Below are 14,673 nucleotides of genomic sequence, written 5' to 3'. Positions count from 1 at the left end.
CAACGAAGTTCGTCGACCTTCCACGAACTTCTGCTTGACCGCCGACAGAAGTGGTCATAGTGTGACGCTCGGTCAGTGACGACCGCACCATCTCGACGAGGAGAACCCCTGGTGACCCAACCGATCTCGGTTCAGCTCTACACCGTCCGCGACGCCCTCTCGGCCGACCTGCCCGGCACGCTCCAGCGCATCGCCGACATCGGCTACACGAACGTCGAGGCCTTCGGCTTCGTCGACAACGCCGACGAACTCGCCGCCGCGCTGCGCGACGCCGGCCTGGCCGCCCCGAGCGGACACGCACGGCTGCTGGACGCCGGCGAGCAGGACCTTGAGCGGATCTTCCACGCGAGCGTCACCGTCGGACTCGGCACCCTGATCGACCCGCACATCGACGAGGCCCGCTGGACCACCCGCGAGGACGTCGAGGCCATCGCCCGCGAACTGAGCGCCCTCGCTCCCCGCGCGGCCGACCACGGCCTGGTGCTCGGTTACCACAACCACGCGTTCGAGTTCTCGAACCGCATCGACGGCGTCAGCGCCTACGAGGTCTTCGCCGACGCGCTGTCCGACGACGTCGTGCTCGAGCTCGACACCTACTGGGTCACGGTCGGCGGTGACGACCCGGTGGCGATCATCGGCAAGTACGGTGACAAGATCGAGTTCCTGCACGTCAAGGACGGCGACGGCTCGCACGACGACGACAAGCAGGTCGCCGTGGGCAACGGCATCATGCCGATCCGCGAGATCCTCGCCGCCGCACCCGACGCACTCCACGTCGTCGAGCTCGACGGCCACGAGGGCGACGTCTTCCAGGCGGTCGCCGACTCCTACACGTTCCTCGAGGGGGCCCGCGCATGACCGACACCACGGCGTCCACCGCCCTCGACAGCAGCACCCGGACCGGCCGCGTCGGCGTCGGCGTCATCGGTGCCGGGGTCATCTCCGACCAGTACCTGTCGAACCTCACCGTCTTCCCCGACGTCGAGGTCCGCTTCATCGCCGACATCGACCTGCCGCGCGCAGCCGCCCAGGCCGAGAAGTGGGGCGTCGCCGGGTCGGGCACCGTCGAGGAGCTCCTGGCCGACGACGACATCGAGATCGTCGTCAACCTCACGATCCCGGCCGCCCACGTCGAGGTCGCCCTGCAGGTCCTCGCCGCCGGCAAGCACGTGTGGGGCGAGAAGCCCTACGCCCTCGACCGCGAGAGCGCGACCGAACTCCGTGACGCCGCACGCGCCGCGGGCAAGACGGTCAGCGTCGCACCCGACACCTTCCTCGGTGCCGGCCTGCAGACCGCGCTCCGCACCATCCGCGACGGCCGCATCGGCAAGCCGCTCAACGGCCTGACGCTCTTCCAGAGCCCCGGCCCGGAGTCCTGGCACCCGAGCCCCGAGTTCCTCTTCGCGTACGGTGCGGGCCCGCTGTTCGACATCGGCCCGTACTACATCACCACCCTGGTGCAGACGTTCGGTCCGGTGAAGAAGGTCACGGCGACGGCGTCGAAGTCCCGCGCCACGCGCACGATCGGCTCCGGCCCGAAGGCGGGCACCGAGTTCTCCGTCGACGTCCCGACGAACCACTCCGCACTGATCGAGTTCGAGGACGGCGGGAGCGCGCAGAGCGTCTTCTCGTTCGAGTCGGACCGCGGTCGCACGGGCGTCGTCGAGATCGCGGGCGAGACCGGCACCGTCGTGTTCCCGGACCCGAACAACTTCGACGGCGACACCGAGCTGTACGCGCTCGGCGCCGAGGAGCCCGAGACGATCCCCGCGGTCGGCTCCACCTACTCGCGCGGCACCGGCGTGGTCGACCTCGCCCGCTCGCTCCGCGCCGGCGACGAAAACCGGGTCCCCGGTGCCCTCGCCTTCCACGTCCTCGACGTGATGGTCTCCATCGCCGAGGCGGCAGAACGTGGCGAGGCGGTGCTCGTCGAGAGCACCGTGTCGCCCTCCCAGACCCTCCCAGAGGGTTGGGACCCCGCGGAGCAGACCCTGGCCTGACCGGCCCGGATCCGCCCCGCACACCACAGCAGCACCCGAAGTTCCATCCCGCACCACCCCTGCACCATCCCTGCACCATCCCTGCACCATCTCAACGACGAGAAAGTAGAGAGTCATGCGCACTGCCATCCGCGCACTGGCCATCACCGCGGCCGCCGCACTCACCGTGACCGGCCTCGCAGCCTGCTCCTCCGGATCGTCCGGTTCCTCCGGCGACTCCAAGACGCTCACCTACTGGGCGTCCAACCAGGGCACGTCGCTCCAGAACGACAAGGAGGTGCTGACCCCCGTCCTCAAGAAGTTCACGAAGGAGACCGGGATCAAGGTCGACCTCCAGGTCATCGGCTGGAACGACCTGCAGACGAAGATCCAGACCGCCGTCACCTCGGGCCAGGGCCCGGACGTCGTCAACATCGGCAACACCTGGGCCACCTCGCTCCAGGCGACCGGTGCGTTCCAGGAGTACGGCGACTCCGAGATGAAGGCGATCGGCGGTGCCGACAAGTTCGGCAAGGTCGCGCTCTCCACCGGTGGCGCCCCCGGCAAGACCGTCACGAGCGTCCCGCTCTACGGCCTCGCGTACGGCCTGTACTACAACAAGTCCATGTTCAAGGACGCCGGCCTCGAGGCACCGACCACGTGGGAAGACCTCACGGCGGACGCCAAGAAGCTCACGACCGGCGGCAAGTACGGCTTCACCATCGCGGGTGGTTCGTACACCGAGAACTCGCACTTCGCGTTCATCACCTCGGCGCAGAACGGTGGCGAGTGGTTCGACAAGGACGGCAAGCCGACCTTCACCGACAAGGCGAACGTCGACGGCATCAAGCGCTACCTCGACCTGATGCAGTCCGACAAGGTGGTCAACACCTCGAACGCGCAGTACGACAACGGCACGCAGGCCGTCTCGGACTTCGCGAACGGCAAGGCCGCGATGATGCTGACGCAGAACAACGCGAACGCGACGATCACCTCGCAGGGCATGACGACGGACGAGTTCGGCGTCGTGCCGTTCCCGACCACCGCTGACGGCGAGGACATCGCGTCGTTCCCGGCCGGCATCAACCTGTCGATCTTCAAGAACACGAAGAACAAGGACGGCGCGCTCAAGTTCGTCAAGTACATGACGAGCGCGGACACGCAGACCACGCTCGACAAGCCGTACTCGGCCCTCCCGGTGCTCGCCGCCGCGGCTGACTCGGTCACCGACGAGCAGACGAAGACGTTCCTCGACATCTACAACAACAAGGCCAAGCCCCTCCCGCTGGTCCCCGCCGAGGACCAGTTCGAATCCACCGTCGGCAAGGCGATGAACGACATGTTCGCCAAGATCGCCACCGGCGGCTCCGTGTCCGACAGCGACATCAAGACCGCGCTGCAGACCGCCCAGGACCAGGTGTCCCAGGCGAACGGCTGATCCACCCAGGAGGCCCGGGGCGCGTCCGCAAGGACGCCCCGGGCCTCCACCCCTCGCGTCCACAGCCGGACGCGCCGGGGCAGGTCGTCACCGGCCCCACAGCCCCAGAGCCGGCCATCCGCCGGCAGTGAGCGTCCCGTCTCACGCACGCCGTGCCTCCCGTCCGCTGCCACGGACCGGAGTGCGAAGCACCCGAACCCCCTCCTGCCGAAAGGCCCCCGCCCATGTCCACGACGGTCCTGCCCGATGCGGAGCGCATCGACCTGACGCACACGAAGGGCTCGACGCTGTCGGGCCGTCCGCCAGGTCGCAAGCGCAAGACCAACTGGCTGCCCTACGCGCTCGTCGCGCCGGCCATCCTGTTCGAGCTGCTCATCCACATCGTCCCGATGCTCACCGGCATCTGGATCTCGTTCATCCAGCTCACCAAGTACTTCATCGCCAACTGGGGCGCTGCACCCTTCGCGGGACTGCACAACTACTCGGTCGTCGTCGACTTCGACCAGGCGATCGGCAAGGGCGTCCTGCACTCCTTCCTGATCACCTGCGGCTTCACGGTGCTCGTCGTCGGCCTCTCCTGGACCTTCGGCATGGCCGCCGCGGTCGCGCTGCAGAAGCCGTTCAGGGGCCGCGGTCTGTTCCGCACCCTGTTCCTGGTGCCGTACGCGCTGCCGATGTACGCCGGCATCATCACCTGGAAGTTCATGTTCCAGCGTGACTCCGGCGCGGTGAACCACGTCCTGGTCGACCAGTTGCACCTGTTCAACGGCACCGGCCCGTTCTGGCTGATCGGCTCGAACGCCTTCGTCTCCGTCGTCGTCGTGGCGATCTGGAAGACCTGGCCCTTCGCGTTCCTGATGCTGATGGCCGGCCTGCAGTCCGTGCCGAACGACGTCTACGAGGCCGCCTCGGTCGACGGCGCGAAGCCGTTCCGGCAGTGGCGCTCGATCACGCTGCCGATGGTCCGCCCGGTCAACGTGACGCTCGTGCTCGTGATGTTCCTCTGGACCTTCAACGACTTCAACACGCCGTTCGTGCTGTTCGGCTCGACCGCGCAGCCCCCGGCCGCGGACCTGCTGAGCTTCCACATCTACAACGCGTCCTTCATCACCTGGAACTTCGGCTCCGGTGCCGCGATGAGCGTCCTGCTCCTCATCTTCCTGCTCATCGTTACCGGCATCTACCTCGCCGTGACCAACCGGAGGTCCGTCCGTGCGTGAGACATTCGGCGCCAAGTCCTTCAAGGTCGTGACCCTGGTCATCCTGACCCTGTTCACGGTCGTGCCCCTCTACGTGATGATCACCACGGCCATCAAGCCGCTCGGTGACGTGCAGAACGACTTCACGTGGATCCCGACGAACATCACCATCCAACCGTTCATCGACATGTGGTCGACGGTGCCGCTCGGCAAGTACTTCGTGAACTCGCTCGTGGTCTGCACGGTCGCCACGGTGTTCTCGCTGATCATCGCGACGTTCGCCGCCTACGGTGTCTCGCGGTGGAACTTCAAGGGCAAGAGCACCTTCACCACCGCGGTGCTCTCCACCCAGATGTTCCCCGGCGTGCTGTTCCTGCTCCCGCTGTTCCTCATCTTCACGAACCTCGGGAACTCGCTCGGCATCCAGCTCGTCGGCAGCTGGACCGGCCTGATCATCACGTACCTGACGTTCACGCTCCCGTTCTCGATCTGGATGCTCGCCGGCTACTTCGAGACCATCCCGCGTGAGCTCGACGAGGCCGCGATGGTCGACGGTTCCGGCCCGATGGGTGCCCTGTTCCGGGTCATCCTGCCCTCGGCCCGCCCGGGGCTGGTCGCGGTCGGCATCTACTCGTTCATGACGGCCTGGGGCGAGGTGCTCTTCGCCTCGGTCATGACCAACGGCGACGGGCAGACCCTGGCGGTCGGTCTGCAGCAGTACTCGACGCAGACGAACGTGTACTGGAACCAGATCATGGCCGCGTCCCTGGTCGTGTCCATCCCAGTGGTGATCGCGTTCCTCATCGTGCAGCGCCAGTTCGTGGCCGGCTTGACCGCCGGTGCGGTGAAGTAGGCAGCTGGCTTCAGCTTCAGCTCCAGCTCCAGCTCCAGCTCCAGCTTTAGCTCCGCGAAAGCGACAGATTCCCGGCGAACATCGCCGGGAATCTGTCGCTTTCGCGTTCCGGTCAGTGCCGCCCGGGCAGGATGGGGCGCATGAGTGGAGCGCGCGGGCGGCAACTGCTGCCAGGACAGACGAGTCGGGTGCACGTGTACGACCTCGAGTCACGGACGAGCCGCCTCGTCTTCGAGTCGTCGTCGCTCCTCGTCGAGGCGCCGAACGTCCTGCACGACGGCACGATCCTGCTGAACGGCGGCGGCGACCTGTGGCTGCTGCCGCTCGCCGACGGCGCACAGGTCCTCGACGAGACTGCACTCGTGCCGGTGCCGATGCCCGGTGTGCCCGAGATCAACAACGATCACGTGCTCGACCCGTCGGGCAACTCCGTCGTCGTGAGCGGCCGCGACGGGGACCTGTACCGGGTGCCGGTGCCGGCCGGCGGAGCGGCGGCGACCCTCACCGACGTCACCACCGCGCTGCCGGTCGTCCGGAAGTTCTACCTGCACGGCATCGCCCCGGACGGGGACACCCTCGCGGCGATCGTCGGGGAGCGCACCGAGGCGGGCGTCTGGACCACCGACGTCGCACTCGTCGACCCCGCCACCGGCGAACCGACGTTCCTGACCCGCGACGAGCACCCCGACGACGGCGTCTCGTTCGCGGGCGAGATGCTCGTGTGGAACTCGGAGCGGTTCACACCGGGCACCGCGCAGCTCGTCGCGCTCTGGCCAGGGGCGACCGACCCGGTCCGGATCACGAACGACGACCGGGTGAACTGGTTCCCGCACGTCTCGCCGGACGGGGAGCACCTGCTCTACCTGTCGTACGAGCCGGGGGTGCAGGGCCACCCGGCCGACCACCGCGTGGAACTGCGGCGGCTGCCCGGAGTGCTCGTCCGCGGCGCCCGGATCATGCAGGTGCCGGAGACCCTCGTCGTGCTCGACGGCGGCCAGGGCACGGTCAACGTGCCGCCGTGGTCCCCGGACTCGCGGTGGTTCGCCTACTGCGACTACCCCGTGGGTCGAGACTCGGTCTGAGCGACAGTCCTCGGGCTCGTGGCCACGAGGACTGTCGCCCACCGCGAGACTCGGGTCACCTCAGACCTCGCGCACCTGCCCCTGCTTGAGGTGCAGGCGACGCTCGGCCCGCTTCGCCACCCACGAGTCGTGCGTGACGATGACGACCGTGAGCCCGCGTTCCTTCCACTGCTTCTCGATGAGCCCCATGATCTCATCGCGGGTGCCCTCGTCGAGCGCGCCGGTCGGCTCGTCCGCCAGCAGCACGCTCGGGTTCTTCACCAGGGCGCGGGCGATCGCGACGCGCTGCTGCTGCCCGCCGGAGAGCTCGGCCGGCAGGTGCTCCATCCGCTCGCCGAGACCGACCTCGCGGAGCGCCGCCGTGGCCCGCTCGCGGATCTCCGAGCGTGCCCGGTTCGCGAGCGACCCCGCGAACGCCGTCTCGACGTTCTCGAGCGCGGTCAGCGTCGGGATGAGGTTGAAGCTCTGGAACACGAAGCCGATCTCCGTCGCCCGCAGGTCGGTCAGCGCACGGTCGCCGAGCTTCGCCACGTCGCGGTCGCCGCCGAGGTGGATCGAGCCGGCCGTCGGCCGGTCGAGTGCCCCGAGCATCTGCAGCAGCGTCGACTTCCCGCCGCCGGTCGGCCCCTGGATCGCCACGAGCTGTCCCTGCGGGATCGTCAGGTCCACGTTCGTCAGGGCGGTGACGGTGCGGTTCTTCTGCTTGTACGTCTTGCTGACGTTGGTCAGCCGGTACATCGGACTGGAGGCGCGGCTCGCCTCCGCCTGGCCCGGTGCGGTGTCGGTGCTGGTCACTGTCACTCCTTCTGGTCGCGTGCTCGGGGTCGGTGCGGGTCCGGCGGTCGGCACCGCGCCGGTGGCGGGGCCGGGCATCAGGCCACGCTCCGCAGGGCCTCGGCCGGGCGGAGCTTGCTCGCGCGCCAGCCGCCGAGTGCGCCGGCGATGAGGCCACCGAGGATCGCGAGGCCGATCGCCAGCAGGATCACCTCGACGGTCACCGGGGCGTGCAGGACGACGTCGGTCGTCGACGCGGTGCTCGCACCGCCGCCGAAGCCGCCGGCCGGGGCACCGCCCGTCGTGCCGCTGCCCGCGGCCGTGGTCGCCGCGGCACCGGGCATGCCACCGCCGCCACCCGCGCCGCCGCCACCGGTCGTGCTCGACGCGCTCGCCGAGATGGTCGGGCTGATGACGTTCACCACGAGGATGCCGATCAGACCGGCTGCGGCGCCGAGGACACCGCCGATGAGGCCCTGCACGAGGGACTCGCCGGCGACCTGGCGGGTGATGCGGCCGTTCGACCAGCCGATGGCCTTGAGGGTGCCGAACTCGCGGGTTCGCCTCGTGACGCCGGAGATCGTGAAGAGGATCGCGATGAGGAACGCCGCCGCCAGCACGACGATCGACAGCCAGGTGCCGAGGTTCGAGACGAGGCTCGACGCCGTGCTCAGCGAACCGGAGACGCTCGACGCCAGGTCGGACTCGGTGGAGACCGTGGCGGTGGTGAGCTTCTGCTGCAGGGCGGTCTTGATCGCGCTGACGTCCGACGAGGACTCGGCGGACACGTAGATCGAGGTGACCTTGCCGTCGAGGTCTGCCAGTGCCTGCGCGGTGTCGAGGGGGATGTAGGTGTTCGAGCCGGTCGTCGACGACGAGCCCGTCGAGGTGACGATGCCGATGACCTCGAAGTCGGTGCCGCCGATGTCGACGGTGTCGCCGACCGCCTTCGACTCGCTCTTCGCGTAGGACGCGTCCAGCACGACGACGTCCTTGCCCGCGTCCTTCGCGGTGAACGTGCGGCCCTTGGTGAGCTCGGTGCTGGTCAGGGGGCCGACGGCGTCGCCGGAGACCGGGATGCCGGTCACGGTGAACGAGTCGACGTTGAACGAGCCGCCGCCGAAGCCGCCGCCCTGGCCGGAGTCGCCGCTCGGCGGGCCCTGCTGGGTGGAGCTGTCCGTGCTGCTGCTGTCGGAGCTGCTGCTGTCCGTGCTGCTGCCGTCGGTCGACTGCTGGACCTGCCCCGAGAACGTGCTGTTCTCGAGGGTCAGGACACCGGTCGCCGCCTTGACGCCGTCGGTGCCCGTCACGGTCGTGAGGTTCGTGGCGCTGAGCGTGCTCGTGCCGCGGGCGACGGCGAGCCGTGACTGCGACAGGTCGGTCGAACCGCTGCTGTCGCTGTCGTCACCGCTCTGGCTGCCGAAGTCGAAGCTCGGCCGACCGGAGCCCGACGCGCTCGGGGTCGTCGTCTTCGTGACGGTGATGTCGGTGCCGACGCCGTACACGGACTGCAGGACGCTGGACTGGGCCGCCTTCACGCCGCCCGCGATCGAGGACACGATGACCACGAGGGCGATGGCCAACGCCATGCCGATCGCGATGATGACGGTCTGCTTCTTGCGGTTCGTGAGTTCGCGCCTGAGGTAGGTCAGGAACATGGTTCTCCTCGGTGGTGGCCGGCTGGGGTCACCGGCCGCGCAGAGCGCACGGCGGGGCCGACGGAGGAGAACGTAGGCAGCCGGTCAGTGGCCGCCCCATCGGCAGCCTATGAGCTGTCTAAGGGGCCCTCAGCTCGCGTCGCCGTACTCCCGACGCAGGTGCTCCGCGTAGCCGCCGGGCGTCCGGCCGGCGAACCGACCGCTCGTCACCACGGGCAGGTCGACCGTCGCGTCGACGCGGAACCCCATCGCGTGCGCCCGCTCGACGAGCCGGACGTCTTCGTGCTCGGGGACGGGGTCGAACCCGCCGAGCGCCAGGTACGCCGATGCCAGCACGCCGAGGTTCGCGCCGTGCACGTGCCCGAGCGCGGCACCGGGCGGGTGCGCCTGCGTCCACCGGGCGAGCACGACCGGGTCCAGGTCGTCCGGGTCGGGGACGACGGCGCCGACGAGCACGTGCGCCCCGGAGCGGAGGGCGTCGGCCTGCTGGACGAGCCAGCCCTCCGGTACCCGCGAGTCCGCATCGGAGTGGGCGAGCCAGCGGGACGCCGGGTCGGCGGGGTGCCGCCGGAGCGCGTGCGTGGCGCCGATGGTGCGCGCCCGACCGACGCCGACGTGGGCGGTCGCGACGACGTCGACGGGGAAGCGCTCGACGACCGTCGCCGTGTCGTCGGTGCAGCCGTCGAGCACGACGGTCACCGAGACCGCCACGTCGGGGTGCTCCTCGGCGAGTCGGGCGCGGGCGGCGAGCAGGGCGTCGAGGCAGGCGGCGATGCGGTCCTCCTCGTCGTGGGCGGGCAGCACGACGTCGATCCGCGTGACGCCGGAGGGCGCGGTCACCGGACGAGTCCCTCGGCCCGTGCGACCGACACGACGCCGGGGCCGGGCAGCACGCTCAGCACGAAGTCCGGTTCGACGTGGCGGACGAGCGCCGGTCGTGGCCACCGTTCCGCGAGCCGGGCGTCCACCGCGTCACCGCTCGACACCGCCTCGTCGTCGGGGTGGCGCCAGTGGCAGGCGACCAGCACGCCGTCGTCGTCGAGCGACGCCAGCACCCGGTCGATCGTCTCGTCGAGGTCGGCGGGGGACAGGTAGTAACCCACCTCGGACATCACGACGAGGTCCCACCGACCCGTCGGCCACTCGGCGGGCAGCGAGGCCTGCACGAACCGGGCCCCCGGCGCACGGACGGCAGCCCGGGCCAACGGTGCGGCCGAGATGTCGGTGCCGAGCACGGCGTCGGCCCGTTCGGCGAGTGCTGCCGTGAGGACGCCCGTGGCGCAGCCGAGCTCGAGCGCGGACCGGTACCGCTCGCGGGGGAGCGCGGCGAGCGTCACCGCCCGCTTGCGGCGTTCGTACCAGGAGCGCTCGAAGTCCCAGCCCTCCGGCTTCCGCTCGTAGTGCGCGTCGAACGACTCCCGCGAGCGCGACGCCGTCGGCTCGAGCGCGAAGAACCACTCGGTCGACCGCAGGTGGTGCGCGGCGTGCCGGTCGTCGACGATCGCCTCGTCTCCGGCGGCACCGGACAGCGGGCGGACCTGCGAGGCGTAGGCGTCGAGGGCGGCGCGCTTCCGTTCCCGGACGGCGTCGGCCAACGGCAGGCCCCGGGCTCGGTCCCACGGCTGTGCGGACGCGGACGGGGCGTCCCAGTGCCACGCCCAGATCGGGTACGTCAGCAGCGACACCTCGGTGGCATCGGCGGTCACCGCTTCGGCGACCTCACCAGCGATGCGGTGGTCCCGGTGACCGTCCCCGCGCCACGGCGCCACCACGAGCGTCGGCCGCGCGGCGTCGTCGAGCGCTCGCCGCAGGGCGTCGGTGACCTCGTCCCGGTGCTCCCGCGTCCCGCCGTCGGGGATCCTGACCGACGACGCCCTCGCCCCGGGGTGCAGCGTGGCGAGGGCCCGGGTGAACTCGTCGTCGCGCACGGTGGCCAGCTCCGACGCCGTCGTGGTGGGGGAGTCCGGGTGCGAGCGCTCGCCGCGGGTGAGGAGCACGACGTGGGTGGGGAGTCCCGCGTCGGCTGCGGCCGCGATGAGCCCGCCGGCACCGAGGGTCTCGTCGTCGGGGTGCGGCGCGAGGACCACCACGGAGCCGATGCCGTCCAGGTCGACGGGTGCGGCCGAGAGCGCGTCGAGGAACGGTGTCCACGCCGCGGGGTCGGTGCCCGGCTCGCGGTGGTCGAAGCTCACCACGCGACACCGCCGCGCTCCGTCACGATGCGGCCGATCCGGGCGAGGTCACGGGCCCCGTGGTCCTGCAGCACGTAGAGCTCGAGGTCGGCGACCCGCGCCGCGACCGCGGGGTCCGAGGTCAGGGGAGCCGGGCCGACGGTGGCGACGACCCGCTCGCGCACGGCGTCCACCGCTCGGCGCACCCGGGAGCGCACCGTCTGGGCGAGCAGCGGCCAGTCGGCGTCGGGAGCATCGGCGGCCTCGGACCGGTCGATCCGTGCGGCGGCGTCGGCGAGGGCGTCCTCGGCGTCCGCGAGGTCGAGCACGGTCGCACCGAGGGCGGCCTGCAGCAGTTCGGACTCCGGGTGGGCCGCGGCCAGCGCGCGCAGGATCCGGCCGAGGCCCACCGCACCGCCCCACCAGCACGCGGCGACGCCGATGCCGCCCCACGCGAAGCCCGGTCGCCGCAGGTACCAGCCGGGTGCGCCGACGAGCCGTGCCGTGGCGCCGTCGAAGTCCACCGGGCCGCTCGGCACGTCGGGCATGCCCCGGGCGACCCAGGCCTCGTCGTGCGGGGTGACGCCGTCCTGTCGCAGGTCCACCGCGACGAGGACACGGTCGTCGCCGGCGTGCGCGGTCACCAGCGCGTGCGACAGCGTCGACGCGAGGGAGCACCACGGCTTCGTGCCGGTCAAGAGCGCCGTGCCGTCGTCCTGCAGTGCGGCCTCGAGGCGGAGTCCCGGGCCCTCGGCGGCGAAGACGCCCCAGGTCGAGTCGGCGGGGACCGGCACGTCGGCCTGCTGCAGGATGCCGAGCGCGTCGAGGTGCGGTTCGACGGTGCGGGCGGTCGCGACGTCGCCCGCGGCGACGGCGGCGAGTGTGGCGAGGAAGCCGCCGGCGGTCCCCGCGGACAGGAGCGGGGTGGTGGCGGCGAGTGTGCGCGCGGCCGTCAGACGGTCTGCCGGGCTCGAGCCGGGCCTCCCGGCCGTCTCCTCGATCCCCGCGGTGTCGACGTGCCTGGCGGACGGTGGCCAAGCGGAGGATCGCAGCATCCCCCCAACCTACGAAGGAGCGGCCGAGTGCACTCGGAGCGATCCACAGAGCGCGGAGGGGCAGCCCACAGACAGCTCATAGGAATTCCTCGATACTCGAAGACGTGACCATCTCCCAGCCTGCAGCAGCCCCGCGCCTCACGCGTGCCGACGGAACCCCGTTGCGCATCCTGGTCGTCGACGACGAAGCCAGCCTCACCGACCTGTTGTCCATGGCGCTCCGCTACGAGGGCTGGGACGTCAAGAGCGCGAACGGCGGGCAGGACGCCCTGACGACGGCGCGGGAGTTCAAGCCCGACGCGATGGTGCTCGACGTGATGATGCCGGACCTCGACGGTCTGCAGGTGCTCAGCCGGCTGCGGCAGAACAACGACGACACCCCGGTGCTGTTCCTCACCGCGAAGGACTCGGTCGAGGACCGCGTGACCGGGCTCACCGCCGGCGGCGACGACTACGTCACCAAGCCGTTCTCCCTCGAGGAGGTCGTGGCGCGACTGCGAGGCCTCATCCGCCGCTCGCAGATCTCGATCTCCGAGGCCGGCGACTCCCGCATCGTCGTCGGCGACCTGGTGCTCGACGAGGAGTCGTACGAGGTGCACCGTGCCGGCCGGCCGATCGAGCTGACCGCCACCGAGTTCGAGCTCCTCCGCTTCCTGATGCGCAACCCCCGGCGCGTGCTGTCGAAGGCGCAGATCCTGGACCGCGTGTGGTCGTACGACTTCGGCGGCAAGTCCTCGGTCGTCGAGATCTACATCTCCTACCTGCGCAAGAAGATCGACGCCGGTGAGACCCCGATGATCCACACGGTGCGCGGCGTCGGGTACGTCATCAAGCCCACCTCGTGACCCTCCGGCGTCGGCTCGTCCTGAGCATCGTCGCCCTCGTCGTCGCCGTCAGCGCGGTGATCGGGGCGGTGAGCATCATCGCGCTCTCGTCGATCCAGACGGGTGCGATCGACAAGCAGATCACCAGCGCCACCCACCGAGCGCAGCGCTACCTCGAGCAGAACCAGAGCGGGCAGCCGAGCATCGACCTGTCCCGTCCGTCGGGGCAGGCCGCGGGGACCCTGACCGCCTACTTCGTGGACGGGCAGGTCGTCATCGCGAACGTCCTCGACGACTACGGGCGACCGAGCTCCATCACGCAGTCGAGTGCCTCGGCCCTCGGCCAGGTGCGCGTGGGCGGCGACCCGGAGACCGTCGACCTCGGCTCGGACATCGGGCGCTACCGGCTCACCGCCGTCACCGTCGGTCCCGCCGTCCTGGTCGTCGGGCTGCCGATGGCCCCGGTCTACGCCAGCGTCTGGTCGCTGTTCTGGGTGGTCGTCATCGTCGTCGGCACCGCGCTGCTCGCCGCGTCGATCGTCGCCGCCGTCGTGGTCCGGCGTTCGCTGCGCCCGCTCGAGCGCGTCGCCGAGACCGCCTCGACCGTGGCCCGGATGCCCCTCGACCGCAGTGACGCCCTGGATGGCGTCCGCGTACCCGACACCGACCCCCGCACCGAGGTGGGCCGGGTCGGCAGCGCCTTCAACCGGATGCTCGGGCACATCGCAGGCGCCATGCAGGCGCGGGAACGGTCCGAGCAGAAGGTCCGGCAGTTCGTCGCGGACGCCTCGCACGAGCTCCGCACCCCGCTCGCCTCGGTGCGCGGGTACGCCGAGCTCACCCGTCGGATGGGCGGTGACCTGCCGAAGGACGTCGTCTACGCCATGAGCCGCATCGAGTCCGAGTCGATCCGGATGACGTCCATGGTCGAGGACCTGCTGCTCCTCGCCCGCCTCGACGAGGGGCGCGAGATCCAGTTCGACGAGGTCGACCTGACCGGCCTCGTGCTCGACGCCGTCAACGACGCCCACGCCGCATCGCCCGAGCACGTCATCGAGATCGACGTGCCGTCCTCGCCCGTCGTGGTCGTGGGGGACGCCGCACGCCTGCACCAGGTGATCGTGAACCTCGTCACCAACGCCAGGACCCACACACCAGAGGGCACCCGCATCACGGTGGGTCTCGCGCCGTCGCCGTCCGGCCCCGGCGTGGACCTGACCGTGCGGGACACCGGCCAGGGCATCGACCCGGAGTTCCTGCCGAAGCTGTTCGAGCGGTTCGCCCGTGCCGACAGCTCGCGGTCGCGCACCGTGGGGTCGACAGGGCTCGGGCTCGCGATCGTGGACGCGGTCGTGCAGGCGCACGGCGGCAGCGTCGAGGTGGCGAGCGTGCCGGGCGACACCGTGTTCACGGTGCACCTGCCGGTGGATCCGTCCGCTGCGTCGGAGTCGGCCGCGTCGGAGTCGGCCGCGTCGGCTGCTTCTGCGGTGTCCGCTGATTGGTCGGGGACGCCCGCTGCGGTGGACACGACCCACTGACGGCCAGGAGGCGCGGGGCGGGCCCACACCGCGCCTCCAGACCGGTGTTTGGTCTCGTCCACGGCATCTGCTACTGTTCTCGAAGCCAAAGACCGCCGGATG

Annotated in this window: 13 protein-coding genes; 8 read left to right on the top strand and 5 right to left on the bottom strand. The window is 70.5% G+C overall.

Features of this window, described 5'->3' with window-relative positions:
- Positions 1–111 precede the first annotated feature (111 nt).
- The 6 genes from EDF40_RS05300 to EDF40_RS05275 all read left to right on the top strand — a co-directional run bounded on the left by EDF40_RS05300 (position 112) and on the right by EDF40_RS05275 (position 6,551).
- Entirely contained in the window at positions 112–858 is a 747-nt protein-coding gene (locus EDF40_RS05300) for a sugar phosphate isomerase/epimerase (RefSeq protein WP_123292112.1), read from the top strand.
- Positions 855–2,000, top strand: coding sequence for a Gfo/Idh/MocA family protein (locus EDF40_RS05295; RefSeq protein ID WP_123338860.1), 1,146 nt, complete (start codon positions 855–857; stop codon positions 1,998–2,000). The genes EDF40_RS05300 and EDF40_RS05295 overlap by 4 nt, the downstream gene beginning before the upstream one ends.
- 115 nt (positions 2,001–2,115) lie before the next feature.
- Positions 2,116–3,417, top strand: a complete 1,302-nt coding sequence (locus EDF40_RS05290; protein ID WP_123338861.1) for an ABC transporter substrate-binding protein — start codon at positions 2,116–2,118, stop codon at positions 3,415–3,417.
- A 224-nt stretch (positions 3,418–3,641) separates the two neighbouring features.
- Positions 3,642–4,637, top strand: a complete 996-nt coding sequence (locus EDF40_RS05285) for a carbohydrate ABC transporter permease (protein ID WP_111084254.1) — start codon at positions 3,642–3,644, stop codon at positions 4,635–4,637.
- Entirely contained in the window at positions 4,630–5,469 is an 840-nt protein-coding gene (locus tag EDF40_RS05280; protein WP_111084253.1) for a carbohydrate ABC transporter permease, read from the top strand. The genes EDF40_RS05285 and EDF40_RS05280 overlap by 8 nt, the downstream gene beginning before the upstream one ends.
- Positions 5,470–5,609: 140 nt before the next feature.
- Positions 5,610–6,551: a hypothetical protein gene (locus EDF40_RS05275; RefSeq protein WP_148053793.1), complete on the top strand. Its 942-nt coding sequence runs from the start codon at positions 5,610–5,612 to the stop codon at positions 6,549–6,551.
- A 60-nt stretch (positions 6,552–6,611) separates the two neighbouring features.
- On the opposite strand, the gene EDF40_RS05270 is transcribed toward EDF40_RS05275, so the two are convergent.
- The 5 genes from EDF40_RS05270 to EDF40_RS05250 form a co-directional block, all read right to left on the bottom strand.
- Positions 6,612–7,289 carry an ABC transporter ATP-binding protein gene (locus EDF40_RS05270; protein WP_111084468.1) on the bottom strand — a complete coding sequence of 226 codons (678 nt, stop codon included), beginning with the start codon at positions 7,287–7,289 and terminating at the stop codon, positions 6,612–6,614.
- Between the two features lie 134 nt (positions 7,290–7,423).
- A complete protein-coding gene (locus EDF40_RS05265) occupies positions 7,424–8,983 on the bottom strand; it encodes an ABC transporter permease (protein ID WP_123338863.1) in 1,560 nt (519 codons plus the stop codon).
- 129 nt (positions 8,984–9,112) lie between these two features.
- Complete coding sequence (locus EDF40_RS05260) at positions 9,113–9,823, bottom strand: glycosyltransferase (protein WP_185002792.1); 711 nt, start codon at positions 9,821–9,823, stop codon at positions 9,113–9,115.
- Complete coding sequence (locus EDF40_RS05255; RefSeq protein WP_260212557.1) at positions 9,820–11,175, bottom strand: bifunctional PIG-L family deacetylase/class I SAM-dependent methyltransferase; 1,356 nt, start codon at positions 11,173–11,175, stop codon at positions 9,820–9,822. The genes EDF40_RS05260 and EDF40_RS05255 overlap by 4 nt, the downstream gene beginning before the upstream one ends.
- Entirely contained in the window at positions 11,172–12,209 is a 1,038-nt protein-coding gene (locus EDF40_RS05250; protein ID WP_123338866.1) for an acyl-CoA/acyl-ACP dehydrogenase, read from the bottom strand. Before EDF40_RS05250 ends, EDF40_RS05255 begins: the two co-directional genes overlap by 4 nt.
- Before the next feature lie 104 nt (positions 12,210–12,313).
- Between EDF40_RS05250 and EDF40_RS05245 the strand changes: the two genes are divergently transcribed.
- A complete protein-coding gene (locus tag EDF40_RS05245; RefSeq protein ID WP_017888661.1) occupies positions 12,314–13,054 on the top strand; it encodes a response regulator transcription factor in 741 nt (246 codons plus the stop codon).
- Positions 13,051–14,571: a HAMP domain-containing sensor histidine kinase gene (locus EDF40_RS05240; RefSeq protein WP_123338867.1), complete on the top strand. Its 1,521-nt coding sequence runs from the start codon at positions 13,051–13,053 to the stop codon at positions 14,569–14,571. Before EDF40_RS05245 ends, EDF40_RS05240 begins: the two co-directional genes overlap by 4 nt.
- Positions 14,572–14,673: the final 102 nt, after the last annotated feature.

It is taken from the genome of Curtobacterium sp. PhB170, from assembly GCF_003752345.1.
GTDB lineage: Bacteria > Actinomycetota > Actinomycetes > Actinomycetales > Microbacteriaceae > Curtobacterium.
Note: the sequence above shows the minus strand (reverse complement) of the source record. Positions and strands in the feature narration are given on the sequence as shown.

Coding starts and splice junctions, on each gene's coding strand:
- EDF40_RS05295 (WP_123338860.1), top strand. CDS start 855: ATGACCGACACCACGGCGTCCACCGCCCTCGACAGCAGCACCCGGACC.
- EDF40_RS05290 (WP_123338861.1), top strand. CDS start 2,116: ATGCGCACTGCCATCCGCGCACTGGCCATCACCGCGGCCGCCGCACTC.
- EDF40_RS05285 (WP_111084254.1), top strand. CDS start 3,642: ATGTCCACGACGGTCCTGCCCGATGCGGAGCGCATCGACCTGACGCAC.
- EDF40_RS05275 (WP_148053793.1), top strand. CDS start 5,610: ATGAGTGGAGCGCGCGGGCGGCAACTGCTGCCAGGACAGACGAGTCGG.
- EDF40_RS05270 (WP_111084468.1), bottom strand. CDS start 7,289: ATGTACCGGCTGACCAACGTCAGCAAGACGTACAAGCAGAAGAACCGC.
- EDF40_RS05265 (WP_123338863.1), bottom strand. CDS start 8,983: ATGTTCCTGACCTACCTCAGGCGCGAACTCACGAACCGCAAGAAGCAG.
- EDF40_RS05250 (WP_123338866.1), bottom strand. CDS start 12,209: ATGCTGCGATCCTCCGCTTGGCCACCGTCCGCCAGGCACGTCGACACC.